The 25328-nt window shown below is 40.0% G+C and carries 24 protein-coding genes; 8 read left to right on the top strand and 16 right to left on the bottom strand.

Annotation, left to right across the window (positions count from 1 at the left end; translation table 11 throughout):
- Positions 1 to 437: 437 nt before the first annotated feature.
- Complete coding sequence (locus tag ACQKNZ_RS18720) at positions 438 to 1517, bottom strand: glycosyltransferase (RefSeq protein ID WP_427661183.1); 1080 nt, start codon at positions 1515 to 1517, stop codon at positions 438 to 440.
- Between the two features lie 268 nt (positions 1518 to 1785).
- Here ACQKNZ_RS18720 and ACQKNZ_RS18715 point away from each other — a divergent pair, with 268 nt between their 5' ends.
- Both ACQKNZ_RS18715 and ACQKNZ_RS18710 read left to right on the top strand, forming a co-directional pair.
- Positions 1786 to 2088, top strand: a complete 303-nt coding sequence (locus ACQKNZ_RS18715) for a hypothetical protein (RefSeq protein WP_427661181.1) — start codon at positions 1786 to 1788, stop codon at positions 2086 to 2088.
- Positions 2089 to 2436: 348 nt separating this feature from the next.
- The gene (locus tag ACQKNZ_RS18710; RefSeq protein ID WP_427661179.1) at positions 2437 to 4746 is read left to right on the top strand and encodes a BclA C-terminal domain-containing protein; all 2310 of its coding nucleotides are present in this window, start codon (positions 2437 to 2439) and stop codon (positions 4744 to 4746) included.
- Positions 4747 to 5282: 536 nt separating this feature from the next.
- Here ACQKNZ_RS18710 and groL read toward each other — a convergent pair.
- Entirely contained in the window at positions 5283 to 6917 is a 1635-nt protein-coding gene (groL, locus tag ACQKNZ_RS18705; RefSeq protein ID WP_144540650.1) for a chaperonin GroEL, read from the bottom strand.
- A gap of 40 nt (positions 6918 to 6957) precedes the next feature.
- Positions 6958 to 7242, bottom strand: coding sequence for a co-chaperone GroES (gene groES / locus ACQKNZ_RS18700; RefSeq protein WP_144540647.1), 285 nt, complete (start codon positions 7240 to 7242; stop codon positions 6958 to 6960).
- Between the two features lie 367 nt (positions 7243 to 7609).
- On the opposite strand from groES, the gene ACQKNZ_RS18695 reads away from it, so the two are divergent.
- Positions 7610 to 8329: a CPBP family intramembrane glutamic endopeptidase gene (locus tag ACQKNZ_RS18695; protein ID WP_151112601.1), complete on the top strand. Its 720-nt coding sequence runs from the start codon at positions 7610 to 7612 to the stop codon at positions 8327 to 8329.
- Positions 8330 to 8341: 12 nt separating this feature from the next.
- Positions 8342 to 8896: a GNAT family N-acetyltransferase gene (locus ACQKNZ_RS18690; protein ID WP_427661176.1), complete on the top strand. Its 555-nt coding sequence runs from the start codon at positions 8342 to 8344 to the stop codon at positions 8894 to 8896.
- Between the two features lie 169 nt (positions 8897 to 9065).
- On the opposite strand, the gene ACQKNZ_RS18685 is transcribed toward ACQKNZ_RS18690, so the two are convergent.
- Positions 9066 to 9701 carry a redox-sensing transcriptional repressor Rex gene (locus tag ACQKNZ_RS18685; protein WP_144540638.1) on the bottom strand — a complete coding sequence of 212 codons (636 nt, stop codon included), beginning with the start codon at positions 9699 to 9701 and terminating at the stop codon, positions 9066 to 9068.
- A gap of 127 nt (positions 9702 to 9828) precedes the next feature.
- On the opposite strand from ACQKNZ_RS18685, the gene ACQKNZ_RS18680 reads away from it, so the two are divergent.
- On the top strand, positions 9829 to 11760 hold the full coding sequence (locus tag ACQKNZ_RS18680) for an ABC-F family ATP-binding cassette domain-containing protein (RefSeq protein WP_427661173.1): 1932 nt from the start codon (positions 9829 to 9831) through the stop codon (positions 11758 to 11760).
- Between the two features lie 483 nt (positions 11761 to 12243).
- Here ACQKNZ_RS18680 and tsaD read toward each other — a convergent pair whose 3' ends face one another.
- From tsaD to ACQKNZ_RS18645, 7 genes are all read right to left on the bottom strand, one after another.
- On the bottom strand, positions 12244 to 13263 hold the full coding sequence (gene tsaD / locus ACQKNZ_RS18675; RefSeq protein ID WP_427661171.1) for a tRNA (adenosine(37)-N6)-threonylcarbamoyltransferase complex transferase subunit TsaD: 1020 nt from the start codon (positions 13261 to 13263) through the stop codon (positions 12244 to 12246).
- On the bottom strand, positions 13260 to 13718 hold the full coding sequence (gene rimI, locus ACQKNZ_RS18670) for a ribosomal protein S18-alanine N-acetyltransferase (protein ID WP_340863800.1): 459 nt from the start codon (positions 13716 to 13718) through the stop codon (positions 13260 to 13262). The genes tsaD and rimI overlap by 4 nt, the downstream gene beginning before the upstream one ends.
- Positions 13708 to 14394: a tRNA (adenosine(37)-N6)-threonylcarbamoyltransferase complex dimerization subunit type 1 TsaB gene (gene tsaB / locus ACQKNZ_RS18665; protein ID WP_340863801.1), complete on the bottom strand. Its 687-nt coding sequence runs from the start codon at positions 14392 to 14394 to the stop codon at positions 13708 to 13710. Before tsaB ends, rimI begins: the two co-directional genes overlap by 11 nt.
- Positions 14391 to 14840, bottom strand: a complete 450-nt coding sequence (gene tsaE / locus ACQKNZ_RS18660; RefSeq protein ID WP_144540623.1) for a tRNA (adenosine(37)-N6)-threonylcarbamoyltransferase complex ATPase subunit type 1 TsaE — start codon at positions 14838 to 14840, stop codon at positions 14391 to 14393. Before tsaE ends, tsaB begins: the two co-directional genes overlap by 4 nt.
- Before the next feature lie 141 nt (positions 14841 to 14981).
- The gene (locus tag ACQKNZ_RS18655) at positions 14982 to 15116 is read right to left on the bottom strand and encodes a hypothetical protein (RefSeq protein WP_427661168.1); all 135 of its coding nucleotides are present in this window, start codon (positions 15114 to 15116) and stop codon (positions 14982 to 14984) included.
- A gap of 241 nt (positions 15117 to 15357) precedes the next feature.
- Positions 15358 to 15768 carry a YugN family protein gene (locus tag ACQKNZ_RS18650; RefSeq protein ID WP_144540620.1) on the bottom strand — a complete coding sequence of 137 codons (411 nt, stop codon included), beginning with the start codon at positions 15766 to 15768 and terminating at the stop codon, positions 15358 to 15360.
- Positions 15769 to 15842: 74 nt separating this feature from the next.
- Positions 15843 to 16469: a GDSL-type esterase/lipase family protein gene (locus ACQKNZ_RS18645; RefSeq protein ID WP_427661166.1), complete on the bottom strand. Its 627-nt coding sequence runs from the start codon at positions 16467 to 16469 to the stop codon at positions 15843 to 15845.
- A gap of 108 nt (positions 16470 to 16577) precedes the next feature.
- On the opposite strand from ACQKNZ_RS18645, the gene ACQKNZ_RS18640 reads away from it, so the two are divergent.
- Positions 16578 to 17630, top strand: coding sequence for an acyltransferase family protein (locus ACQKNZ_RS18640; RefSeq protein ID WP_427661164.1), 1053 nt, complete (start codon positions 16578 to 16580; stop codon positions 17628 to 17630).
- Positions 17631 to 18226: 596 nt separating this feature from the next.
- Here the strand turns inward: ACQKNZ_RS18640 and ACQKNZ_RS18635 are convergent.
- The 3 genes from ACQKNZ_RS18635 to ACQKNZ_RS18625 are packed head-to-tail and all read right to left on the bottom strand — an operon-like array spanning position 18227 to position 21198.
- On the bottom strand, positions 18227 to 19048 hold the full coding sequence (locus tag ACQKNZ_RS18635) for an ABC transporter ATP-binding protein (protein WP_427661162.1): 822 nt from the start codon (positions 19046 to 19048) through the stop codon (positions 18227 to 18229).
- A complete protein-coding gene (locus tag ACQKNZ_RS18630) occupies positions 19045 to 20049 on the bottom strand; it encodes a FecCD family ABC transporter permease (protein WP_154312247.1) in 1005 nt (334 codons plus the stop codon). The genes ACQKNZ_RS18635 and ACQKNZ_RS18630 overlap by 4 nt, the downstream gene beginning before the upstream one ends.
- Before the next feature lie 18 nt (positions 20050 to 20067).
- Entirely contained in the window at positions 20068 to 21198 is a 1131-nt protein-coding gene (locus ACQKNZ_RS18625; RefSeq protein ID WP_144540606.1) for an ABC transporter substrate-binding protein, read from the bottom strand.
- Positions 21199 to 21404: 206 nt separating this feature from the next.
- Here ACQKNZ_RS18625 and ACQKNZ_RS18620 point away from each other — a divergent pair, with 206 nt between their 5' ends.
- Positions 21405 to 22046, top strand: a complete 642-nt coding sequence (locus ACQKNZ_RS18620) for a phosphate starvation-inducible protein PhoH (RefSeq protein ID WP_427661159.1) — start codon at positions 21405 to 21407, stop codon at positions 22044 to 22046.
- The gene (locus tag ACQKNZ_RS18615; protein ID WP_427661157.1) at positions 22043 to 22648 is read left to right on the top strand and encodes a hypothetical protein; all 606 of its coding nucleotides are present in this window, start codon (positions 22043 to 22045) and stop codon (positions 22646 to 22648) included. Before ACQKNZ_RS18620 ends, ACQKNZ_RS18615 begins: the two co-directional genes overlap by 4 nt.
- Positions 22649 to 22790: 142 nt before the next feature.
- Here ACQKNZ_RS18615 and purU read toward each other — a convergent pair whose 3' ends face one another.
- Both purU and ACQKNZ_RS18605 read right to left on the bottom strand, forming a co-directional pair.
- Entirely contained in the window at positions 22791 to 23696 is a 906-nt protein-coding gene (gene purU, locus ACQKNZ_RS18610) for a formyltetrahydrofolate deformylase (RefSeq protein ID WP_154312244.1), read from the bottom strand.
- A 122-nt stretch (positions 23697 to 23818) separates the two neighbouring features.
- Positions 23819 to 24637 (bottom strand): 3D domain-containing protein, encoded by an 819-nt coding sequence (locus ACQKNZ_RS18605; RefSeq protein WP_186318285.1) that lies wholly within the window; start codon positions 24635 to 24637, stop codon positions 23819 to 23821.
- Positions 24638 to 25328 lie beyond the last annotated feature (691 nt).

The following is a 25328-nucleotide window of genomic DNA, read 5'->3' as shown; positions in this document are numbered from 1 at the left end:
TAGCAACCGACCCACTTAACAATAGCTTTAGCCTTATGCTCAGACAATGGTTCCAACAGCATCCTTGCCTTGGTTCTTTCTACTCGCTCATTTCAATACTTGTTGATGTTCAAAAAATTCCTTATATCCAATATTGTTTCATCTAGTGTACTCCCTCTTGCTATTTAAGGTGGGCAAGTACTGGTCTTAACATAACATAATTATTAATTTAAAGAACTTTTGCTAAGGTCATCCGAAGGTGCTAAAAAAATTCGCATTTAATTTCATAAATCAAATGCAAATCGAAAAGGCAACTTTTCGTTCAACATTGAACGGAAGGTCGCTTTTCTTCATGCTCTATTTTTTTCCTTCATTAGTTCATTAATCTTCTTCCATTGACAGTTATACACTTCTTAAAAGTATAGAACTTTTTTTAGTTACTCAATTCATCCTTATTTTTATTTATTATTTTTAAAAAATTCCTCATTGTATTTTACTTTAGGGTCATTGGGTCGATATTTCTTAGCTTTATTATTATGTTCTTCCGCAAGGCCAATGTCTCCTATTTCCCAATAACATACACATAACTGAAGATGTGGATACCAGGTCGAGTAAGCCTCTTGTTTAAAACCTTGGTGATCTTCTTCCTCTATTTCAAGGGCTAAACGATACCATGTGATTGCCTTTTTAAAATATTTTTTATTTTTATATAGATCACCTAATCGACAAGAAACCTCTGGGCGTGGGACATCATAACAAATAGACATGACTAGTGATTCTTTTTCTTTTTCTAACTTGCCCAGATTTCTATAACACTCAGCCATATTTATACATGCGCGTATTTCATCCTCCACCCACCCTTTTTTTGTTGCTAAGAATGCTTGATAATAAAGAGTCGATTTGTGAAATTGAGAATGATCTTTTAATTCATTTGCATAGTAATATAAATCTCTTGGTGTGAATTCTTCTCCCCTTTTCAAACGATACTCATAAATTTTAAGGTTGCGGTCACTTTGAATAGAATGAATTGACTTATCATTTTTGCGATGAGTTATCGCTATGTCAGCAGAAAGAATATTGCCGCCAACTTCTAAATATTCATGGACAGGGCCGATCCATTTAAAGTAATTTTCCCGTTTAACTAAACGATTCCTTCTAAAACTAAAGCTTGGATTGCCGTATTCATCAAATGCAATATGATAATTCATTGATACTGCATCTATTGAAAGATCCAGTTTCTTCTTTAAATTTTTAAACTTTTGCAGGTCCTCTTTACGTAAAATATCATCCGCATCTAGCCATAAGATATAGTCCATTGTTGCATGACTGAATGAAAAATTTCTTGCAGCAGAAAAATCATTAATCCATGGAAAATCAATAACCTTTTCCGTGAACTCCCTTGCGATTTCCTTTGTCTTATCTGTTGAACCTGTATCCACAATAATTATTTCATCACAAATTTCCTTTACACTGCTTAAACATTGGTGTAATACCTCTTCTTCATCTTTCACAATCATACAAAGAGTTATTGTACACAACTCAATCACCACCAAATTAGAAAATTATAATAATATATGGTGTTTTAAGATATTTGGGAACCAAGTTGGTATGAATCCTTACATAGTATGTATTGTATACTTTGTAGCATGTCTTATCCAAAGTAAATCGAAAAAGGAACATAATAATACAAACCATTTCTTTATGTCTTGAATAATCTATTGAAAGAACAACTTATCTACTCTCAGAACACTTTTTAACTATTAGAAGTACTTCGTTGTTCAATAAAAAAAGAAAGAGAGAGGTTGTATGTCCCAGCCAAATATTCCTAATATCACACCAATAATTACGATCGATAGAGATGATGTGATTAACCTACTCTTGGCTTCCATTGCTTTGGAAGAAATTGGTCTTGCTCACATCGTTAATGCGGAAGCAGAAAAAATTCAATATGCTCTTGGTACCTTACCTGGATTGACTCCAGCAGCTACATTAGACCAAATATTAGCAGTGAATAACAGCGTTCAAGATATGCTTGATTTGGTAATTAAAAAAGAATTGCTGTTAGAAAGTAAATTAAAAGAAGTAATCAAAACCATTCCGAGACCGTGAAAAGAAGACTCCAGTGTCATCTCTGGAGTTTTTATTTATATGCTTCTAAATATCCTTTATTTGAGATAAATAATACATTTTATTAGCGGCATTGCACACTACAATAATGATGCAAGTAGTCATCTCGTTCAAATGGCAAGCTATCGCCTCCCTTCTCATTCCCTGTTATAAGGACATGCTCGCTTATTCTTTTGATTAAAGTGCTGTTAATTTCTCGCTTCATTAATAACATAAGAGACATTTAACTTATCTCCTTTCTACTTACCTGAATAGATTATAGACAGAGCACCCCATGTTTTATAATTTACTATATGAAGGATTGTTCAAAATTTATAAAGGAGAGATTAAATGTCACAACCAAATATCCCTAATATTTCCCCAAACATTACAATTACAAGGGATGATGCAATTAACCTACTCTTAGCTTCTATTGCGATGGAAGAACTAGGATTAGCCCATATTATTAATGCCGAAGGAGAAAAACTTCAATATGCACTCGGCACGTTATCTGGCTTGACTCCGCCAGCTTCATTGGAGGAAATCTTGCAAGTAAATACTAGCGTCCAAGATATGCTCGAATTAGCGATGAAAAAAGAACTATTACTTGACAGCAAATTGAAACAAGTAATTCAAATTACTGCTGGAGGTGGGACTACCGGTCCTACTGGTAATACTGGTCCAGCTGGTCCTACCGGCAATACTGGTAATACCGGTCCGGCTGGTCCTACCGGCAATACTGGTAATACCGGTCCGGCTGGTCCTACCGGCAATACTGGTAATACCGGTTCGGCTGGTCCTACCGGCAATACTGGTAATACCGGTCCGGCTGGTCCTACCGGCAATACTGGTAATACTGGTCCGGCTGGTCCTACCGGCAATACTGGTAATACCGGTCCGGCTGGTCCTACCGGCAATACTGGTAATACCGGTCCGGCTGGTCCTACCGGCAATACTGGTAATACCGGTCCGGCTGGTCCTACCGGCAATACTGGTAATACCGGTCCGGCTGGTCCTACCGGCGCTACGGGCGACACTGGTCCGGCTGGCGCTACCGGCGCTACGGGAGCTACCGGCGACACTGGTCCGGCGGGCGCTACTGGTGCTACTGGCGCTACCGGCGACACTGGTCCGGCGGGTGCTACGGGAGCTACTGGTGACACTGGTCCAGCTGGCGCTACCGGCGCTACCGGGGCTACCGGCGACACTGGTCCGGCGGGCGCTACCGGCGCTACCGGGGCTACGGGCGGCACCGGTGCGGCGGGCGCTACCGGCGCTACGGGCGACACTGGTCCAGCTGGCGCTACGGGCGCTACCGGGGCTACTGGTGACACTGGTCCAGCGGGCGCTACGGGGGCTACCGGCGACACTGGTCCGGAGGGCGCTACTGGCGCTACCGGTGACACTGGTCCGGCTGGGGCTACTGGTGCTACTGGTGCTACTGGTGACACTGGTCCAGCGGGCGCTACCGGGGCTACCGGCGACACTGGTCCGGCGGGCGCTACCGGCGCTACCGGGGCTACGGGTGACACTGGTCCAGCTGGCGCTACCGGCGCTACCGGGGCTACGGGCGACACTGGTCCGGCGGGCGCTACTGGCGCTACCGGCGCTACCGGGGACACTGGTCCGGCTGGGGCTACGGGCGCTACCGGGGCTACGGGAGCTACGGGCGACACTGGTCCGGCGGGCGCTACTGGAGCTACTGGAGCTACTGGTGACACTGGTCCAGCGGGCGCTACCGGCGCTACGGGAGCTACGGGCGACACTGGTCCGGCTGGGGCTACCGGCGCTACCGGGGCTACCGGCGACACTGGTCCGGCGGGCGCTACTGGAGCTACTGGAGCTACTGGTGACACTGGTCCAGCGGGTGCTACTGGCGCTACCGGGGCTACTGGTGCTACGGGGGCTACTGGTGACACTGGTCCAGCGGGCGCTACCGGCGCTACGGGAGCTACCGGCGACACTGGTCCGGCGGGCGCTACGGGGGCTACTGGTGCCACAGGCGACACTGGTCCAGCGGGTGCTACTGGCGCTACCGGGGCTACTGGTGCTACTGGAGCTACTGGTGACACTGGTCCAGCGGGCGCTACCGGCGCTACGGGGGCTACTGGTGACACTGGTCCAGCGGGCGCTACCGGCGCTACGGGGGCTACGGGCGACACTGGTCCGGCGGGCGCTACCGGCGCTACCGGGGCTACGGGCGACACTGGTCCGGCGGGCGCTACCGGCGCTACCGGGGCTACGGGTACAGGGTTATCCGAATTCGCCTATATTTATAACTTACTTGCTCAAACAGTTGCAATAGAAGCGGACGTTCCTTTTAGTACAAATGGTGTTCTTACACCTGGAATTACACATGCTCCCGGAACATCTCCGATTCTATTTTCCACTCCAGGTATTTACGAGGTTACTTTCTCCGTGTCAGGCACAGAACCCAATCAATTTGCACTATTTTTAAATGGCACGGAGGTTCCAGGAACGGTCTACGGTCAAGGTGCCGGTACGCAGCAAAATAACGGGCAAGCGATATTCTCTATAGCAGCTGGTGATACTCTTACTCTTCGTAATCATTCTTCTTTTGCAGCGGTTGGCCTAGCTAGTGTCATCGGAGGCACACAAGCAAACGTAAACGCCTCTCTTGTCATAAAAAAATTAAATTAACTTTGAATGAACAATCTAATTCTCACAAAGAGTACGTGAATTTGAAAAGTGCTCCTAAGAATTAATGGATTAATCAGCGCTTATAGATATAGAGAAATATTGCATGATATTCAATTATTTTTCAAAGGGACTCTCCTAAAGGTCACTTGTAGATGAAAAGCCTTTAAAAAGTAGGAATTTACTCATCGCTATTGTTGCACAATTAAAAAGAGTAAAATACCACTCGTAAAACAGATAATACCCCGCCTACAGATTGCAGGCGGGGTATTATTTGATTAATCTACAGGAAATGTCTGGGCATTTAGGTAAATGTAATAACAATTAGGTTATAACGATTTAAATATCACCATTAACATTTAAGCACATATGACAAAAAACATGGAAGAAAAGGCCTCCCAACAGTTTAGCAAACTGATGAAAGACCTTCTCTAAAATTAGTCATATGCATTTTTTTACACACCGAAGTGGTCAAAAAGTGGTCAAGTAGTATAAAACAAACTGGAAAGCTCTCATTTACAAAGGCTTTCTGGTTCTTTTTACATCATGCCGCCCATTCCGCCCATGTCAGGCATACCCATGCCGCCAGCGCCTGCTGGTTCTGGGATGTCTGCTACTACTGCTTCTGTAGTTAAGAATAGAGAAGCTACAGATGCAGCATTTTGAAGTGCTGAACGAGTTACTTTAGTTGGATCTACGATACCTGCGTCGATCATGTTCACCCATTCGCCAGTTGCTGCGTTGAAGCCCATGCCGATGTCTTCGCGTTTTAGACGATCTACTACGATAGATCCTTCTAAGCCAGCGTTGTTAGCGATTTGACGAACTGGCTCTTCTAATGCACGAAGTACGATACGAATACCAGTTGCTACGTCGCCTTCTTTTGTTTCTGCAAGCTCAGCTACTTTGTTGTATACGTTTACTAGTGCAGTACCACCACCAGATACGATACCTTCTTCTACAGCTGCGCGAGTTGCGTTAAGTGCATCTTCAATGCGAAGCTTGCGTTCTTTTAGTTCAGTTTCTGTTGCTGCTCCTACTTTCACTACAGCTACTCCACCAGCAAGCTTAGCAAGACGCTCTTGAAGTTTTTCTTTATCGAATTCAGAAGTTGTATCTTCTAATTGGCCACGGATTTGAGCAACACGGCTAGCGATGTTTTTTGTATCTCCGTTACCTTCTACGATTGTTGTGTTGTCTTTTGTTACTACTACTTTAGAAGCGCGTCCTAATTGAGTGATGTTCGCAGATTTTAGGTCTAGTCCTAAATCTTCTGTGATTACTTCTGCACCAGTTAGGATAGCTATATCTTCAAGCATTGCTTTACGACGGTCACCGAATCCAGGAGCTTTAACAGCTACTGCATTAAATGTTCCGCGTAATTTGTTTACTACTAGAGTAGCTAATGCTTCCCCTTCTACATCTTCAGCGATAAGTAAAAGTGGTTTGCCTTGTTGAACTACTTGCTCAAGCACTGGTAAGATTTCTTGAATGCTAGAGATTTTTTTGTCTGTGATTAAGATATATGGATTGTCTAGGTTAGCTTCCATTTTATCTGAATCAGTTACCATGTATGGAGAAGCATAACCGCGGTCGAATTGCATACCTTCTACCACATCAAGCTCTGTTGTGAATCCTTTAGATTCTTCGATTGTAATAACTCCATCGTTACCAACGCGCTCCATAGCTTCAGCGATTAGCTCACCAACTTCTTCATCACCAGATGAAATAGCAGCTACTTGAGCGATAGATTCTTTACCTTCGATTTGTTTAGAGATTGCTTTTAGCTCTGTCACAGCAGAAGCTACAGCAAAGTCGATACCTTTACGAATACCAACTGGGTTAGCTCCAGCAGTTACGTTTTTAAGTCCTTCACGAATCATAGATTGTGCAAGAACAGTTGCAGTTGTTGTACCGTCACCAGCGATGTCATTAGTTTTAGAAGCAACCTCTGCCACTAATTTCGCACCCATGTTTTCGAATGCATCCTCTAGCTCGATATCTTTTGCGATTGTTACACCATCGTTAGTGATAAGTGGTGAACCAAATTTTTTCTCTAGAACTACGTTACGACCCTTTGGCCCTAAAGTTACTTTTACAGCGTCTGCTAATTTATCTACCCCACGTAGCATTGCACTACGAGCGTCTTCACTAAATTTAATTTCTTTTGCCATGTTAATATGCCCTCCTAATTTTTCTTTTTAAGTTCTTTTATTAGCCAATTACAGCAAGAATATCGCTTTCGCGTAAGATTAAATAGTCGTGGCCTTCATATTTTACTTCAGTTCCAGCATATTTAGAGAAGATAATACGGTCCCCTTCTGCTACGTCTAATTCAACGCGGTTTCCGTTTTCTAGTACTCGTCCAGTACCTACTGCAACGACTTTACCCTCTTGTGGTTTCTCTTTAGCAGAGTCTGGAAGTACGATGCCAGATGCTGTTTTTTCCTCAGCTTCGATTAATTCGATTACAATACGATCACCTAATGGTCTTAACAAGTGAAACTACCTCCCTAAAATAGTTGAATTTATTTTTATTAGCACTCTCACACTTTGAGTGCTAACACACTTATAATAATAATTAAACTTAGAAGAATTTGCAAGTGAGAACATCATTTTTTTTAATAATTTTTAACGCTCTAATCCTCAGTTGGTTTAAAACCTATGAGGCTTCTAGTTTTTGAAAACGAAGATACTAAAGTTGACTATTAAAAATGATTATAAAATGGCTAAGGAGCGATTTTATTTTTGTTTTCCTTTACAATAAGGCTAAGGCTAGTACATCTGACAAAAGCAAGATTATCTATTTACTATCCTGATTAGTAAACTTATAAAAGCAACTGCTATAAATAGAAAGGATATTTAGATGAAACAACAAAAGACAGGTTTATACATATTAATCACCTACTGTGTGATGCAGCTCTCCGGTGCATTATTTGCTCCTCTTCTACTAATAATCTTTAACTATTTCGGCTTAGAAAACGCCAGGTACCTAGCTTCTGGATGGTGGGTTTTCCTTGGAATGGGAATTGCTACAGCTATCACCTTGCTTATGATTCGCCAAGACAAGAATTTTATACGACCTTTAAAAGGGAAGGCATCTGGTCTTCCCGGAGCAATTGGCTGGGGAATTCTTGGCTTTCTCATGGTTTTGTACGGCCAAACATTAGCTGCTAATATTGAAATTAGATTTTTTGGTATAGAAGCTGGTTCTGAAAATACGTCGCAGTTTATGGATCTTGGCAATTCAGTACCTTTTGTCTTTTTCTCCATTGTGCTCTTCGCACCTATTTTAGAGGAGCTTATATTCCGTCGCATCATTTTCGGAACTTTACTGCCTAAAACGAACTTCTTTGTAGCAGCGCTCGTTAGCTCACTGTCCTTTGCCGTCATTCACTTTGAGTTCACACACATACTAATATATGCTGTGTCTGGGTTTATATTCGCTTTCATTTACTATAAAACAAAGCGAATAATCACCTCTATTATTGCCCATATGCTACTTAATGGATTCGTAGTAATTGTTCAGCTGTATAATGAAGAAATCGTCAACTTTTTAAAAAGACTTGCTGAGTTGCAGCAATAAGGGGTAATCATAATGACTTTTTCATTTGTAAGTTTTCCTACAATAGAAACAGAAAGACTCATCCTCCGAAAAGCAATCGAACGGGATGCAAAGGATATTTTAGAGTTATATTCTAATGAAAACGTAGTACAGCATATGGCCATTGGTCCCTTTACTTCTGTTGAAGATGCTCAGGGCGAAATTAGTTGGTACGAGAAAATTTTTCTCGAACAAACTGGTATGCGCTGGGTAATAGAAGATAAAATAACCTTAAAAGTAATCGGTACTTGTGGTTATTTAAACTATGAGGCTGAGCATAAGCGTATAGAAATTGGCTATGATCTTTCACCTAATGCTTGGGGAAAGGGAATTATGACGGAGGCGCTTAAGCCCATCATTCATTTTGCCTTTCATGATATGAACATGAACAAAATTGAAGCTGAGGTCACTTCAGAGAATGATGCCTCCCTTCACCTTTTGAGTAAGCTAGGCTTTCACAAAGATGGAGTCCTAAGACAGCATGAGTTTGAAAAGGGACGCTATATCGATCTTGCTATCTATTCCCTACTAAAAAGCGAATATAAATAGGAAAGCCTTCGACTAGATAATAGTCGAAGGCTTTTTTTCTTATAAGATTGGTATCAGCGCCCGCCTTGCCCCTCGAGGTCAAATGGACAAAAGCTCCGGTGGCTGAGGAACTGCCTCCTCGCTTTTCTCCATTTGCTTGTCGGGGCAGACATAGGCGCTTGCGCTTTTCTTAGATCTCGTTTCGAATCATGTAGATGAGTGTTTGAAGTTCAACTGAAAGGTCAATCGTATGTACGCGAATCTCATCTGGAGTACTTATTGGGACTGGGGTGAAGTTTAAAATTCCTTTTACATTAGAGCCCACTAAAAGATCAGCTACTTCCTGAGCCGCACGACTCGGAAGTGTAAAAATCACTAATTCAATTCCGTATTCCTTTAGCTTTTCCAACATCACACTAGAATGAAATACAGGAATGTCACTAATTATCGTTCCTTCGAGTGGTGCCTTCGTATCGAATGCCACTACAATTCTAGTGTTATGGTTTTTTTGAAAGTTATATTTTACAAAAGCTGTTCCTAAGCTACCAACACCTATTAGTGCGACCCGTGCCGCCTCATCTTGGTCTAGTGTTTTTCTGAAAAACTCAAGTAGATGGGGTACATCATAGCCGTACCCTTTCTTTCCTAGCGCACCGAAATGAGAAAAATCTCTTCGGATGGTTGCTGAATCTATCTTCATCGCTTCACTTAGCTGTTGGGATGAAACTCGTTTATGATCTGCATTATGAAAGCTTTGTAAAAATCTATAATATAAAGGAAGTCGTTTCATTGTCGCTTGAGGGATGCGAGGTACATCACGTTTCATAAGTGTCCTCCTATTGTATAAGGCAAATTCATTTTTACACGTAACCTTTCTTTTATTGTAAAGGGAGAACGTTGCAACGACAAGTCCTATCTATTACACTTAGGATAGAATTGAGGTGCAAATTAACGTGATTGTTTTACAAGTAAACCAAGTAACTAAATCCTTTAACGGTGAAGATATATTAACAAACGTAAAGTTAGAAATTCAAGACCGCGACCGAGTTGCACTGGTTGGGCGTAATGGTGCGGGAAAATCTACTTTACTTAAAATAATTGCTGGAGAAATGTCATACGATTCCGGTGACATTATTATGCCTAAAAATATTAGACTTGGCTATTTAGAGCAGCATGCGGGTCTTGAATCGAAGCTGACGATTTGGGAGGAAATGAAATCCATTTTTAGTCATTTGATTGATTCTGAAAGAGAACTGCGCTCACTAGAAGCACAAATGGCTGACCCTTCTATCTATGAAGATTCAGAAGCCTATGCTAGAGTTGCAGCTACCTATGACGAGCTTCAGCTTGCCTTTAATGAGGCTGGTGGATACCGCTTTGAATCGGATATCCGCTCCATCTTACATGGTATGCAATTTTTCCCGGAGGATTATGATAAGCCAGTACAAGCGTTATCCGGGGGACAAAAAACGAGATTAGCATTAGCTAAAATGCTGTTGAGCAAGCCCGATTTACTTATACTCGATGAGCCTACAAACCATTTAGATATTCAAACACTCAGCTTCCTTGAAAACTATTTGAAAAACTATAGTGGTGCCATTTTGATTGTATCCCATGATCGATATTTCCTAGACCAGGTAGTAAATTTAGTGTATGAGGTTTCACGTCATAACGTTACGAGATACGTAGGTAACTATAGCGCGTATTTAACACAGAAAGCGAAAAATTATGAGCTCGATAAAAAGAAATATGAGAAGCAGCAGGAGGAAAAAGCAAAGCTAGAGGACTTTGTTAGCCGTAACCTGGCGCGTGCATCTACAACGAAGATGGCACAATCTCGAAGAAAGGTTATCGAGAAGACTGACTGGATGGATGCCCCAGATGGCGATGAGAAATCCGCTAACTTCGGCTTTACCATTGACCGTCCTAGCGGTAATGATGTTCTGCGTTTAGAGGATATTGCTGTAGGTTATCCAAATAAAACCGTTTCCTCTAACATCTCATTTTCCGTTTATAAGCAGGACCGCATCGCTTTGGTTGGACCAAATGGTGTCGGTAAGTCCACCTTGCTAAAAACTATTATGAAGCAGCTCCCTTCAGCTGGTGGTAATATTCAATACGGCACAAATGTGCAATTTGGATACTATGACCAGGAGCAGGCAGCTCTTACTGGCAATAAAACCGTCCTTAAAGAGCTATGGGATGAATGGCCTCTGATGAATGAGAAAGATATACGCAATGTGCTAGGTCGCTTCCTCTTCTCTGGAGACGATGTGCAAAAAACTGTGTCTAATCTATCCGGTGGAGAAAAGGCTAGACTTGCACTTGCAAAACTCATGCTATTGAAGTCGAATACACTTGTACTAGATGAGCCTACTAACCATTTAGACTTAGACAGCAAGGAAGTCTTGGAGAATGCATTGCTTGATTTTCCTGGAACGATTATTTTCGTATCACATGACCGTTACTTTATTAATCGAATTGCAACGAAGGTAATTGAACTTTCCTCTGATGATGCCACCCTTTTCTTGGGAGACTATGATTATTATTTAGAGAAAAAGGAAGAGCTCGAGGAAATCGCCATGGAAAATGCAGTGGTTCAAAACACTGTAGTTCAAAAGGTCAATACGTCTACAATTGATAAAGAGGCGAAGAAAAAGGAACGCCAGCTACGTCGTCAAATTGAGGAACTAGAAGGACAGATTCCTTCCATAGATTCAGAAATTGCTTCTATAGAAGAGAAGCTATGTGATCCAGAGATATTCCAGGATCATGAGGCAGTCCAAAAGCTACAAGGCGAATTGGATATACTAAAGGTAAAGCAAGACACAATCTCCAACGAATGGCTGGAGCTACAGGAACAATTAGAAGAGATTACAGGGTAAACCGATTGACTCGGTTTACCTTTTTTTATATGGGGAAAAATAATATTGTCGAACGGTCCGATTTTAGAGAGAAAACGACCAATTTTTGGGGTGAACTGTCCAATTATTTTCTCAAACCGTCCGATTTTTGGAGATGGTTCTGCGCTCCTTCTGAAAGAATATATAATAGCCTTGTTGTATTTTGTCGAACACTGGCATATATATAGGTCAAGTACCTTTTTCAACAAATTCTTTTTCCACATATTTATTAACATCAAAAATACTGTTATATCAATCTATCAACAGGTTTATCCACATTATCCACAGTTTTAAAACAAACTTTTCCACAAGGTGTAAGCATAAATAACCACAATATATTGAAAAAACACAACTTACTAACAAGTTATTCACAGATTGTGCATAAGTACGAATGTTCTCTATTGACAACAGAAATAATACGTGGTAAAAAATCCTCTTTTCTTGTCGAAGAAAAGAGGATTTCATTTAGTTCCAACTATTTAGTTCTAACCCTGGTCTTCCATTCATCGACAAATCTCCCGTTTGCCCTGCTGAGTACTTAGAGCTCCCAGCAGCTGCGATCATTGCAGCATTATCTGTACATAAATTTATAGGTGGTACATAGAATGGAATGTTTTCTTTTTCAAAGGCTTCTTCTAAAGATTTACGAAGTCCTTTATTTGCGGCTACTCCACCAGCAGCAATTACCTGCTTTACATTGAACTCTCTAGCTGCTCGTACGGTTTTAGTAGTCAGTACTTCTATTACACTTTGCTGGAAGCCAGCTGCTAGGTGGTTTGGATTGATCTCTTCCCCACGTTGCTCCGCATTATGCTGATAGTTGATGACTGCCGATTTTAAGCCACTAAAGCTAAAATCATAAGAGCCTTCCTCTAGCCAAGCTCTTGGAAATGGAACTGCTTCATCGCTCTCATTCGCCAGACGATCAATATGTGGACCACCCGGATAAGGAAGATTCAAAACTCTTGCAACTTTATCATAGGCCTCACCAGCTGCATCATCGCGTGTTTCTCCGATTAGCTCAAACTGACCGTCTTTCTTCATCAATACTAACTCGGTATGCCCTCCCGAAACTACTAGAGCAAGTAACGGGAATTCCATCGGTTGGACTAATGCATTTGCGTAAATATGTCCTGCGATATGGTGGACGCCTACTAAAGGAAGGTCATTTGCAAACGCGAATGCTTTTGCTGCGTTTATTCCTATTAAAAGTGCCCCAACCAGTCCAGGTCCTTCAGTCACCGCTACTGCATCTAGTTCCTGCGGTGTCATGTTCGCTTGCTTCAATGCTTCTTCGATAACAAGCGTAATCTGCTCCACATGATGTCGAGAAGCAACCTCAGGCACTACTCCACCAAATCGTTTATGACTTTCTATTTGAGATGCTACTACATTGGTTATAATCACTGTTCCATTTTTGACGATGGAAGCTGCGGTTTCATCACAGCTCGTTTCTATTCCTAATATATATTGATCTTTTGTCATTTGAATTCCACCCACATTACAAGAGCATCCTCTTGTGTATCTGTATAATAGTTTTTTCGAATGCCTCCGTCTTGGAAGCCTAGCTTATAATATAAATTTTTTGCGACTATATTGGATACGCGCACCTCTAATGTCATGAGGACTACTTTTTGCTCCTTCACGACACGAATAGCCTCGCGCATTAAGCCTTCCCCAATTTTATGTCCTCGCATCCGCTCAGCAACAGCCACGTTCGTGATATGACTTTCATCCATAACAATCCACATTCCACAGTAGCCAACAATATCCTTTTCCTCTGTTTCTGCTACTAAATAGTAGGAATATAGATTGGTCGACATTTCATGCTCGAATGCTTCTCTAGTCCAAGGAAGAGTGAATGCTTCTTCTTCTATTAAAAGAACCTGGTCAATATCTTCTATTGTCATTTTGCGATAGGTGATAGTTTTAGTTTCCATTTTTCTTCTGCTCTTTCATCCAGTTTGCCTCTGCCTCAGTTATTCGCAAATATTCTGGCACCGCTGTATGTACATTTGTAGGCTCCATGCTTTGAGCAATTTCTATTAGAACAGCTGCACTTGGTAAGGAGAACGCCGCTCCCGCCTGTTTTACCTTATCACCAAGCACCTCATTTATTTGTTCCCAATGAAGATTTACATCCATTCCAACAAATAAAACAGGCTGCTCCATTTCATCTAACAAAGTTAACAGGTCTACCATCGACATATGAGCTTCCTTCACTGTTTCTCCGTTTACATAAATTCCTGCAAATACATTTCCACGTCGCGCATCCATAATTGAACAAACTGCACCTTGGAAATATGGCGCATTCCCAGCTAGCACCTGTAGGCTTGAAACAGAGTAAATCGGAAGGTTCAGCGTCCATGCAAGCGTTTTGCCAATTGTTACACCAATTCGCACTCCCGTATAAGAGCCCGGGCCTTTTGCAACAGCAATCGCATTTAGCTCACTCGGCTTGATGTTAGCTTTTTTCATGAGTTCCTCTATCGCGGGCATCGTTCCAATAGAATGAGTTACCTTCACTGAGGATTTATATTCCGCAAGCACCTGTCCATCTTTCACGATTGCTACTGCAAGCGGTGTATGAGATGTATCTATTCCTAACCAAATCATTCAAAAAGCTCCTCACATAATTGTTCATATCGTTTCCCAAAGGGTTCAAACGTAAATCTGCGTTTGTCTCCTTCTAGTCGGTGAATCTGTATCGCTAAACGTTCTGATGGTAAATCATCCTGTATTAAATGAGCCCATTCGATAATACTTACCGCTTCACCATAAAATAGCTCGTCCCATCCTAAATCTTCATCACTATTAGCTAAACGGTACACATCCAAATGATTTAAAGGCAGTCTGCCCTCATATTGCTTCAATATCGTAAACGTCGGACTGTTCACATTTCTCGTGATTCCAAGACCCTTCGCCACACTTTTCGTAAATGTTGTCTTTCCCGCTCCAAGGTCTCCCTCTAATGTCAGGACATCTGCAGGATTTAGTTTTTCAGCGAGCTGTCGGGCTAATGCTTCCGTCTCCTGCTCCGAATCAATCAATCGTTCATACATCGTCGATCGCTTTCCTTTCAAGTACAAATCTATTTGACTCTATTATAAAGAATTACAGCTCATAATGTAACTATAGGGCATTTTTGTGGAGAGATCTCTTAAACAAATTAACGATAATCTATTTTGCAATAAGCAGTCCGCTCACTGGACTTCGAACGGTTTGAGACATTCCTCAATCTGTTCTACTATTTCCCGCTGTTTTACTACAATCCCATCGTTTTTTACGACAATTCGCGCTTGGTTTACTACAATCCACGTCTGGATTACTACAATCAACCCGTAGTTTACTAAAAACCTATATCCGCTCTACATTTTCCCTCTGATTTACTACAATCCAATCGTTTTTTACGACAATTCATGCCTGAATTACTTCAATCCCCTCGTAGTTTGCGACAATCCCCTTCCAGTTTACTACAATCCCCAATCTACTCTCCCTCTCCCATGCAATTTTCTCCAAACACTCCAAAACGCAAAAGGACCGCCTCACATCCCTTGTGAGACAGTCCTAAGTAAGATTTTATTGCAGTAATCGAAGCACTTTTTGAACTTCCTGCTCTCCAGCATGCTCCCAACGGTTTTTGTCAGTGATATTGCCATCCTGATCAACAGGCGACTGAAACTGATCGAAGCCAGTAGTGGTAAGCAATGAATTTTCATCCTTATCTAAACCGACGTTTACGACATGCTTAATCAAATAGGGGGACTGGAATCTAATGTGTGCATCAGAATCATCAAGCATCCCTTGAGTCACTGTAAAGGGAATTCGAAGGTAGATTGTTTCCCCTTCCTCGCGACAGAGGATAGAGTCAAAGCTACCTTTATGGTAATCCCAGTTTCCTCCGATTGAATAGCCTAGACTTGAGATACGATCCTGTAAATCTCCAAAATTTGCGAACTTACCTTCTAGTTCTGTGTTAAGCTGAAGCATTTGCTATCACTCCTTCATATGAATTCTCGTTTATAGAGTTTCCCAAAGCGAGCGATAACATACAGATGAGAAAATCATTTTTCTTTTTCAAAAAATAAGCTAATGACCTTTTCAAAAAGCCCTTTTTTTGGTGGATCTCGATTTATTTCTACGAGCTTATTTGCGATTAAATCAGACAATATTTCGTATCCCGCCTCTCCAAAATGGAGGCCATCATCTTTTTCTCCAATTAAAAGCTCCTTGTAGTTTTCTCTGGAATACATAGCGGTAAAAAAATCGATATAGTGACTTCCAGTTTCTTTGGCGACCTCATTTACTACAGTTGCATACCTTTGTAGTCTCTCATTAGTGCGATTTTCTTGTAAGAATTCATCTACAGGAGCTGGAGTGATGAGAATAGTTTTATGGGGACCAATTACTTTAGCAAATGTACATAAGTTTCGCTTATACTGCTCAATGTCTACTAATCGATGTGAGGCAGAATCATTGGCTCCAAATAGAACAGTTACAAAATCTGGCTTTTTCGCAATAACATCTGCGGCAAAGCGCTCGATTGCCTGTTCGGTTGTATTTCCCGAAACTCCAGCATTAATAAAGTCATAGTCAGGCAATTTATGAGATAGCTTAAACGTTAGCGCTGGAGCAGGGTAACCTTCTTTTCTTGCGGTGATACTATCACCAAAGCAAACGACAGTAGTCATATTACAAACCTCCAATCTATTAATTTTTATATTTTTATAGTGCTCTATAAGTTTATATTCACTAAAAAACGGTTATACAAACATATAAGACTGCCTTGGAGGAACATCATGAATAAAAAAAGAGTTACTTGGGTAGATGTCACAAAGGGTTTTTTAATGATTTTAGTAGTTATAGGTCATTATCCTGGTGAACTAAACTTCCCATTATCCAAATATATCTATTGGTTTCATATGCCAGCTTTTTTCTTACTAAGCGGTATATTTTTTAAGGAAATTAAAGAAGATGAAGCATCTAATAAAACCGTCAAAAAGAGATTCTTACAGCTTATGGTTCCGTATCTATTTTTCCTTTTATCCATTACCAGCATTCGTTACGGAATGGAGGTAGCTCAAGGTAATTATAATATATCTTGGTATCTTCAAGATTTATGGAAGCTAATTATTGCAGGAAGATTTGTACGAGGTGCATACGGAGTTTTCTGGTTTGTAACCACTTTATTCTTTACGTATTTACTATTTATGTGGATGACTAAATATTTAAGCAAAACAAAACAAATAAGCCTAATCGCTATTTGCTATTTAGCTGCACATTTGCAAAGTATTTTTGCTAGAGAAGTAATTAGTGAATCTGCAGTAGAGTCAGCACAATCTATTCCAATGGTATGGAATTTAGATGTAGTATTAATGGCAGTTGTATATTTCTCCTTAGGTTATTATGGTAAATCTCTTTGGATGAATGTAACCAAGCCTTGGCTTTTCAGTGCAAGCTTTGTAGCGTTTGGTATGATTCTAGCTGACCAAAACGGATTAATCAATTATAAGCTAAGTATGAAATTTTTACGATATGACCATATGTTATTAGATTTAATCGTTCCGATCTCCTTTATCATCGTCATTGTCGGTCTTTTCCAAAGAGTTACGAAGATGATTTCGTTAGATTGGTTAAGAAAAATCGAAAATCATTCCATTGCAATTATGTACTTACATATTTTTACGGACATGATTCTAAACGATTACGTTGAATATGGAGTCGTCGGTTACACTATATTATGTACTCTAATTCCAATTATTATTTCGGTCATTATTCAAAACGTTATCCCATATGGTAAATTTTTGCTAGGAGATATCCGCGCAAAAAAACCAATGCAGATAGAAATTTAAAAACCGCCATTTTGGCGGTTTTTTGATGTTTCAGTAAATATTTTCTAAATAAAAACTTTACGAATAAGAACATTTGTTCTAAAATGTGTTATAATAGAAAAAGCAATTGCATACCAGGTTGGGCGGCGGTCACTTCTTTCAAAGGGGTGATGCCAATGACAATTTACGAAACGATGAATTTGTTAATGCAGCTAAGTGCTGTCTTTCTAACAGCTTTTTCTATCGTAGTGACATTGATTATTTTCTTCATAAAAAAGAAATAACCGTCCCCTGGCAAAGGTTTGACGGTTATTTCTGACCTAGGACCAACCGCTCTTTCTGCGGTCTGCATATTGTTGGACTGGATATTGCAGTATCCAGTCCTTTAACTTACTTGCTTATTGTTATTATATACAGAAAGCAATGCATATTCAACTCATACTGGTCAAATATGCCTTACTTCTCTGCTTTTTACTAATAGATTTCATTACTAATGGATTACTTCATTTTATGCAACTATATTTTATATGTGTATCCTAAACAGTACAAATCTTAGATTATATAAAAAAGAATAGACATTTAAACGTCTACTCTTTTCTGATTTCTTCAACTCGCCCCTAATAAGTATCATTTCCGAAATATGTAGGCACCACGGTTTCATAAACCTGTCCGTCCAATTCATGTCTTAGACGCTTTACTTCAATTTGGAAATAATTCAAAATGTTTTCTTCGGTCATAACCTCAGAAACACTTCCGGTTATCACTGGCTTTTCTTTGGAGACCATTAAAACTTTATCTCCTAAATAAAATGCATGGTTGGCATAGTGTGTATTGATGACACAGGCTAACCCTTTTTCTTTCACTAACCTTTTAATTGTTTGTAGTATAATCTTTTGCTTTTGCATATCTAGATGCGATTCAGGTTCGTCTAATACTAAAATTTCTGGCTCTGCCACTAATGTTCGAGCGATTAATGCTAATTGCAACTCTCCCCCACTGACAGATGTACAGGATTCCTCTGCTAAATGCTTAATGCCTACAGAGTCTAATGCTTCTAACGCTAAAGCATAGTCCTTTTTAGATGGCTGGGCGAATGAGCGAATGTAAACTGCTCTTCCCATCGTCACTAAATCTAAAATGGAATAGCTGAACGTCATACTCGAAGCTTGAGGAACGTAACCAATTTTTGTCCAGACTTCCTTAGAATTCATATTAGAAAGCGGCTCGCCATCGAGTAAGGTTGCCCCTCTTTTCCAATCCTGTAAACCCATCATGCATTTTAATAGAGTTGTCTTCCCTGCACCATTTGGGCCAAGTATGGACAATATTTGACCAGGATGAAGCTCAAAGTTGATATCATTTGCATAAAGTAGTTTTTGAGCATCAGGATTTTTGGCTTTTTTGTAAAAATAATTGCCGTCCTTTACCTGTAATATCATTTCCAGCCACCTCCTGTTTTACGAAGTAAATATGCGAAAAAAGGAGCTCCGATAATAGCTGTCAAAATAGAAAGTGGGATTTCAGCTGCCGTTAGACTTCGAGCAAGATTATCAATGACTAATAAGTATACTGCTCCTATGGAAATAGATGCAGGAAGGACATATTGATTGTTACTCCCTACAATCATTCGAGCTATATGTGGGATAATCAGCCCTACCCAGCCAATGATACCAGCTATTGAAACTGCTGCCGCAGTGATCAGGGTTGCCCCTAAAATAATTAGCCATTTCAGCTTGTTTACAGAAATACCTAATGATAATGCCTCTTCCTCCGAAAGGGAAAGGATATTCAATCTCCAGCGCAGCACATACAAAATTAGTATTCCAACCAAAATAATTGGTCCACCAATCATTAAATCGCTATAGCTTGCAGTACCAAGACTACCCATCAACCAATATGTTATTGCTGGCAGCTTTTCTTCAGGATCAGCTAGGAACTTCACGAGAGAGATTAAGGCCTGAAACAATGCACTAGTAACTACTCCTGCAAGGACAAGCATAAATATAGGCATATCTCGTTTTACTCCACCTATTAAAAATGTGAAGCCAATTGCAAGCATCCCCATTACTAATGCAATGATTTGCATCGTAAAGCTATTACCGAATAACAAAATTCCAATTGATGCACCAAATCCTGCACCAGCGGAAACACCTAAAATATCAGGGCTAACTAAAGGATTGGCGAACATTCCCTGGAACGCTGCACCGGCGATAGATAAACCTCCACCGATCAGCATAGCTAATAAAATTCTCGGCAAACGGACATTCATGACGACTGTTTCTTCCATATTAGACCATGTTTGCTCCATTGGAATTATTTGTGAAAGTAATATTTTGATTTGAACAATGAAATCAATTTGATACCGGCCTACCCCAATCGAAATCAGACCAACTATGACAGGCAATGTCCAAAGTAATATCTTGATTAATTTAGACTTCATTTTTAAGACACCTTTGTATTAGTATTTTGCTGCTTCCGATGGTGGATTTAGAATTTCTTCCACTTGTGTATCAGTTAAATCATAACTATAGTAACGTTTGTAATAGTCTTTTATTTCTTCGTTCATGTCATACGTAAACAAATCTGGATGATTTTTTTGAGCCATCCATTTTAGCATCAATGGTGCATCTCCACTTGGTGGATACCAGCGATAAATACCGAGCGGCATTTTATAAACCTTTTTATCTTGAACTGCCTTTACTTCACTCCAGTCTTGGCTTTCGAAAACGTTGTTATACAAGTCCTCAGGCTGAGTTTCTGTAAAATTAGTGATATAAATGATATCAGGGTTCCATTTATAAATTTGCTCCATATTTACTGCTTTAATACCATCGACCTCTTCTGCTGCAACATCAATTCCACCAGTAGAGTTCAACCAACGGTTACCGTGCATACCTGTTCCAGCTACAGAAATCTCTCCATTATTATGGTATTGCAATACCATTACTCGAGGCATATCTTTCTCTTCAATACCTGCTTCGTCCAACGTGTCATAAATCATTTGTTGATTTTCTTCACCCTCTGCAATTATCTCTGCAGGTCGATCTGTTACACCAGTAATCTCTCCAGTTAAGGTCAACCAGCGATTCAATGTATCTAGCGGGTTAAGTGAGTCAGTAGCAGTGTCTAAAGCGACCGTTGTTATACCCGTATCTTCAAGTTTTTTCACCGTTTTTTCTTGATTAGCAATCTCAAAATATACATCTGGATCTAAAGACAATAGCTCCTCTACATTTACTTCACCATTTTCAATAAAGTTCGTTTTAGCATCTAGAATAGATGGTGAAATTTCCTTTAAAATAGAGTGGGAAGCTGCATTATAAGAATTTGGATGTATCCCTGCAATCTCCTCAGTAGAATTTGTAGCGATAAACCATGTAGAGAAATATGGTAGGATTCCACCCATTACAATACTATCCAATGTTCCTGGTATCTCTACCTCTCTATTTAATTCGTCTACAATTAGCTTCGTTTCTTGGCTAGCCTCTAAATCCTTACTGCCCACTTCATTATCATTATTACCGCAGCCTGCTAGCAATAAAGCTATGGAAGCCGATGCAATTAAATATCTATATGTACGTTTCCTCATTACATTTGTCCCCGCTTCTTATTGAGAATCATTTTCAACTACTAACTAACTTATAATAATTATCCCAAAAGGTCAAGAAAGCTTATTAAAAAAATAATATTCAGAATGCAATATAGTAAGATTTTGTCTTTTCATATTTTTAATTTTTGTGTTATGATGCAAACAAATGAGAATAGTTATCAATTAAATTAAATGGAGGGCTCTTTTTGGCTAACTCAAACAGTATTCTATATTTGGATCCAGGTCATGCCTTTGGATTGTCCAACCGTACCAATCCTTTCATGAACAAACATTTTACAATTATCGATCAATACCAATTAACTCAACATAATCTAGAGCCATACTGCTGTATAGTAGTTCACGATTTTGCAGACCAAGAGTATTTATATAAAAATAGAGCAATTATTGAAGGCTTTTTAGAGGCAGGTAAAATTGTTATTTTCGGGGGACATTTATTTAGAGAGTGGCTTCCTGGTTCTCCTATTTTTACTCCTAGAACTATTGAATCCCATGAAGATTACAAGGTATATAAGAAAATAGATCATCCCATTTTTGAAGGAGTAGACACGGATGATATGACCTATAACAAAGGTGTGGCAGGCTTCTTTGCTAGGGTGACACACTCCCCTGTTCCAGCTGGTTCAGATGTACTTCTGACTTTCCGAGACGGAATGGCTATTACATATATCGATAGACAGTCAACGAAAGGCACGATTTTAGTCCATTCTGGTCGAGATCTTTTCGCTCATCGCATGCAAAATAAATCGACAGATCGCATTAGCACTCAGCTGCTTCAATGGATTCAAGATGAATATCAGGAATTACAAAAGGGAGGCAGCACCAAATGAGAAAAATTGCCGTGATTTACAGTGGACATGCGCCTCATCACCGAACTTTTAATGAACCAAAATATAAGCAATACATTGACCGACTAATCTATTTCCCTGAATTCCAAGATGCTTCATTAGAGGGAGTAGATGTATTGTTTGTGCCCTCTCAATTAAATGAGCATTTATTGATGAATGCGAAGGCGAAAATTCATGCTTTTGCTAATAATGGAGGAATTGTAGTAGCCTTTGGGCCTCAGCCTTGGGAATGGCTCCCAAATCAAAAATGGGAAGAACGTGAGACTAATTTTTGGTGGTGGCTAGAAAAGGACGCAAAAAGTGGTTTAGTGTTAGCTGATCCAGAATATGATTTGTTCAACTATATAACCTTGAGAGATGCAACTTGGCACCAGCACGGTGTATTTTGGCCAGCGGAAGGTGCTCAAAAGCTGATCACTACTGAGGACGGAGGAGCTGTTCTTTACGTTGATAAGGCCAGCACAAAGGGTACTTGGATTATTACTACACTTGACCCAGACTATCATTTTGGCTCTTATTTCATGCCCGCAACTGAACGATTCCTAGATGGCTTTTTACCTTGGCTTGCTAAAGGTAATATATAAAAGAAACCTGTATCGAGATAAATCGATACAGGTTTTTTATTTATATTCGTTCTCTAATCCTAACTTATCTATGATATGTTACGTTTCCTTCGCTTGAAATCTCTAGCGATTTACTAATTAAAGCTCCCACTATGGGTTCTATTTAATGAAATACGATTGTTTTATTGCCCTCTACAATTATTCGGTTTTCCAAATGCCATTTTACAGCTCTTGCAAGCACTCGTCGTTCGATTTGTCGTCCAAGTTTCTTAAGGTCAGTCACATCATCCCGATGGTCTACTCGTTCCACATCTTGTTCGATGATTGGCCCTTCATCCAAATTGTTTGTTACATAATGAGAGGTAGCGCCAATCAGCTTTACTCCTCGTTCATATGCACGTTCATAGGGACCAGCTCCTATAAATGCCGGCAGGAATGAATGGTGGATATTGATAATGCGATTCTCAAAATGAGCTACAAAATCAGGAGTGAGTATTTGCATATATCGTGCCAAGATTAATAAATCCACCTCATATTGCTCCATTAAGCGAATCTGCTCCTCTTCCACCTGCTTACGAATTTCTTTGTTAGCGGGAATATAGTGAAATGGAATTCCTAAAGACTCTACCATCGGGCGAGCCGTTTCATGATTGCTTATGACAACAACAATATCAGTGTCCATATCGCCATTTTGCCATTCCCATAGAAGTTCAATTAAACAATGTGGTTCTTGAGAGACAAAGATTGCAGAACGAATTCGCTGTGCTGGATATGAAAACTTATATTCCATTCCGTGGGTATGTGCAACTTCCTCAAAATCCTTTTCCATTTGAGCTGCCTTTGCCACTAAGTTGTCCCCATGGTACGCAATTCGTATAAAGAACATCCCATTCTCAGGATTGCTTGAATACTGGCTAGACTCTATGATATTGCATTCATGCTCATATAAAAAAGTAGATAGCACTGATACAATACCCGGCTTATCTACACATTTTACTAATAGGCGTCCTCGATTTTCCAAAGTATTGTGATGCGTAATCAACACTTGCTTAACTTGTACATCGTCCATTTTTTATAACACCCTTTACGTAAATATTAATTTTCTCATTATCCTTCATTTTGAAAATCTTCACAAGTGCTTTATCTTCGACCAGAGAAAAAGCCTATGTAATATTTACATAGGCTTCTAACTTAATCTAAAATGATTAATTTAACTTGCTTTCTACCCCATTGCATTGCATTTTCATAGGATGGCATAAATACATCAATTTTATTACCTTTAATAGCCCCACCAGTATCACCTGCAATTGCCTCTCCATAACCTTCTACCCATACTCTTGTCCCAAGTGGAATTATACGTGGATCAACGGCAATTACTTTTTCTTCGGGATTGGCTCTTAAATCAATACCGTAGGCAGTTGTACCCGAGCATCCTGTACAATAGGCTGTATAGGCTGTTGCTTCCATCGTCATCTCAATGGAACCATCTGTTTTTGGTGCTTCTGCTACAACTGGTGCAGATACTTCAATCTTTGTCGATGCTGCGCTTGGAGCTACTGGCTCATTTGGTGGAGCAGTAACCCCCATCACCTGTCTCTTCGGTGAATCCTCCGATTTCCCAGTTCCTTGCTTCACTATTAATTCATCACCTGGAAATATTAAATCTCCTGTTATATTATTCATATTCATAAGTTCGCTGAGTGACAAATCATTTGCTAGAGCAATCCTATAGAGATTGTCCCCCTCGGTAACCGTGTAAATTACTGGCTCAGAACGAATTTTCATAAGCAATTTCATTGCATATAAGTCATCAAAATGTATATTAAAATCGTCCATCTCAGTTTCTAAGTCAGTTTCTTCGTCTACTAAATTCCTTTGGTCTGAAGCGTCGGTAAGAAGAATCATTTCATCCCTTTGATCCGTAGGGGATAAAACATTCGATGCGTGCGCTACTGAGTTTGTAGTTAAAGTAATTAGCGCAACGAATAAAATAGTCCTAACCTTGAACATAAAGTTCCTCCTTTGTACCTCTTTTCGTAAACTCTCTAGAGTATTGCCCCAAAACTTTAAAAAACAAACCCTCTAAATAAAAAAATAGAAGGTTTCGTTCGAAACAACTAAAGTTTTTAGAGAAACAAAGGACTTTATATCATAATAGATTGAGATTAAATTCATCAAATTCCTATTAATTCCACATTATAAAAATATCATAAAGAGTCATTGTATTAAATAAAAATACCCATTTTTTTCTAAATAAAACAACCCCTTTTCAACATCTACAAAATTGTATTTTCATTTAAAAATAATCGAATATTCACACTTTTAAGTGGGCAATTTTTAAAACTTAACGGGCGCAAGCTTAGTTTAGGACCTATATTTTTCGATTTTGGAGCGACTTTTGCATGGTTAGGAGACACTTCTGGCTATGATATGGGCGCTTTTCCCTGTTTTAGGAGCGAAAAATTCGTTTAGTCTGGCTTCCTTACGGGCGCTTTTCTCCATTTTAGGGGCGAAAGCTTAGTTTAGGAGCTATATTTTTCGATTTAGGAGCGACTTTTACATATTTAGGAGACACTTCTGACTTCCTTATGGGCGATTTTCTCCATTTTAGGGGCGAAAACTTAATTTAGGGGCTATATTCTTCGATTTAGGAGCGACTTTTACATATTTAGGAGACACTTTCAGCTTCCGTACGGGCGCT

It is taken from the genome of Psychrobacillus sp. NPDC093200 (assembly GCF_050280345.1).
In the GTDB taxonomy this organism is placed as follows: domain Bacteria; phylum Bacillota; class Bacilli; order Bacillales_A; family Planococcaceae; genus Psychrobacillus; species Psychrobacillus faecigallinarum.
Note: the sequence above shows the minus strand (reverse complement) of the source record. Positions and strands in the feature narration are given on the sequence as shown.

Excerpts from the sequence above, each read along its gene's own strand:
- ACQKNZ_RS18715 (WP_427661181.1), top strand. The coding sequence starts at position 1,786 with ATGTCCCAGCCAAATATTCCTAATATCACACCAATAATTACGATCGAT.
- ACQKNZ_RS18710 (WP_427661179.1), top strand. The coding sequence starts at position 2,437 with ATGTCACAACCAAATATCCCTAATATTTCCCCAAACATTACAATTACA.
- groL (WP_144540650.1), bottom strand. The coding sequence starts at position 6,917 with ATGGCAAAAGAAATTAAATTTAGTGAAGACGCTCGTAGTGCAATGCTA.
- ACQKNZ_RS18695 (WP_151112601.1), top strand. The coding sequence starts at position 7,610 with ATGAAACAACAAAAGACAGGTTTATACATATTAATCACCTACTGTGTG.
- ACQKNZ_RS18690 (WP_427661176.1), top strand. The coding sequence starts at position 8,342 with ATGACTTTTTCATTTGTAAGTTTTCCTACAATAGAAACAGAAAGACTC.
- ACQKNZ_RS18685 (WP_144540638.1), bottom strand. The coding sequence starts at position 9,701 with ATGAAACGTGATGTACCTCGCATCCCTCAAGCGACAATGAAACGACTT.
- tsaD (WP_427661171.1), bottom strand. The coding sequence starts at position 13,263 with ATGACAAAAGATCAATATATATTAGGAATAGAAACGAGCTGTGATGAA.
- rimI (WP_340863800.1), bottom strand. The coding sequence starts at position 13,718 with ATGGAAACTAAAACTATCACCTATCGCAAAATGACAATAGAAGATATT.
- tsaB (WP_340863801.1), bottom strand. The coding sequence starts at position 14,394 with ATGATTTGGTTAGGAATAGATACATCTCATACACCGCTTGCAGTAGCA.
- tsaE (WP_144540623.1), bottom strand. The coding sequence starts at position 14,840 with ATGTATGAACGATTGATTGATTCGGAGCAGGAGACGGAAGCATTAGCC.
- ACQKNZ_RS18650 (WP_144540620.1), bottom strand. The coding sequence starts at position 15,768 with ATGCTTCAGCTTAACACAGAACTAGAAGGTAAGTTCGCAAATTTTGGA.
- ACQKNZ_RS18645 (WP_427661166.1), bottom strand. The coding sequence starts at position 16,469 with ATGACTACTGTCGTTTGCTTTGGTGATAGTATCACCGCAAGAAAAGAA.
- ACQKNZ_RS18640 (WP_427661164.1), top strand. The coding sequence starts at position 16,578 with ATGAATAAAAAAAGAGTTACTTGGGTAGATGTCACAAAGGGTTTTTTA.
- ACQKNZ_RS18635 (WP_427661162.1), bottom strand. The coding sequence starts at position 19,048 with ATGATATTACAGGTAAAGGACGGCAATTATTTTTACAAAAAAGCCAAA.
- ACQKNZ_RS18630 (WP_154312247.1), bottom strand. The coding sequence starts at position 20,049 with ATGAAGTCTAAATTAATCAAGATATTACTTTGGACATTGCCTGTCATA.
- ACQKNZ_RS18625 (WP_144540606.1), bottom strand. The coding sequence starts at position 21,198 with ATGAGGAAACGTACATATAGATATTTAATTGCATCGGCTTCCATAGCT.
- ACQKNZ_RS18615 (WP_427661157.1), top strand. The coding sequence starts at position 22,043 with ATGAGAAAAATTGCCGTGATTTACAGTGGACATGCGCCTCATCACCGA.
- purU (WP_154312244.1), bottom strand. The coding sequence starts at position 23,696 with ATGGACGATGTACAAGTTAAGCAAGTGTTGATTACGCATCACAATACT.
- ACQKNZ_RS18605 (WP_186318285.1), bottom strand. The coding sequence starts at position 24,637 with ATGTTCAAGGTTAGGACTATTTTATTCGTTGCGCTAATTACTTTAACT.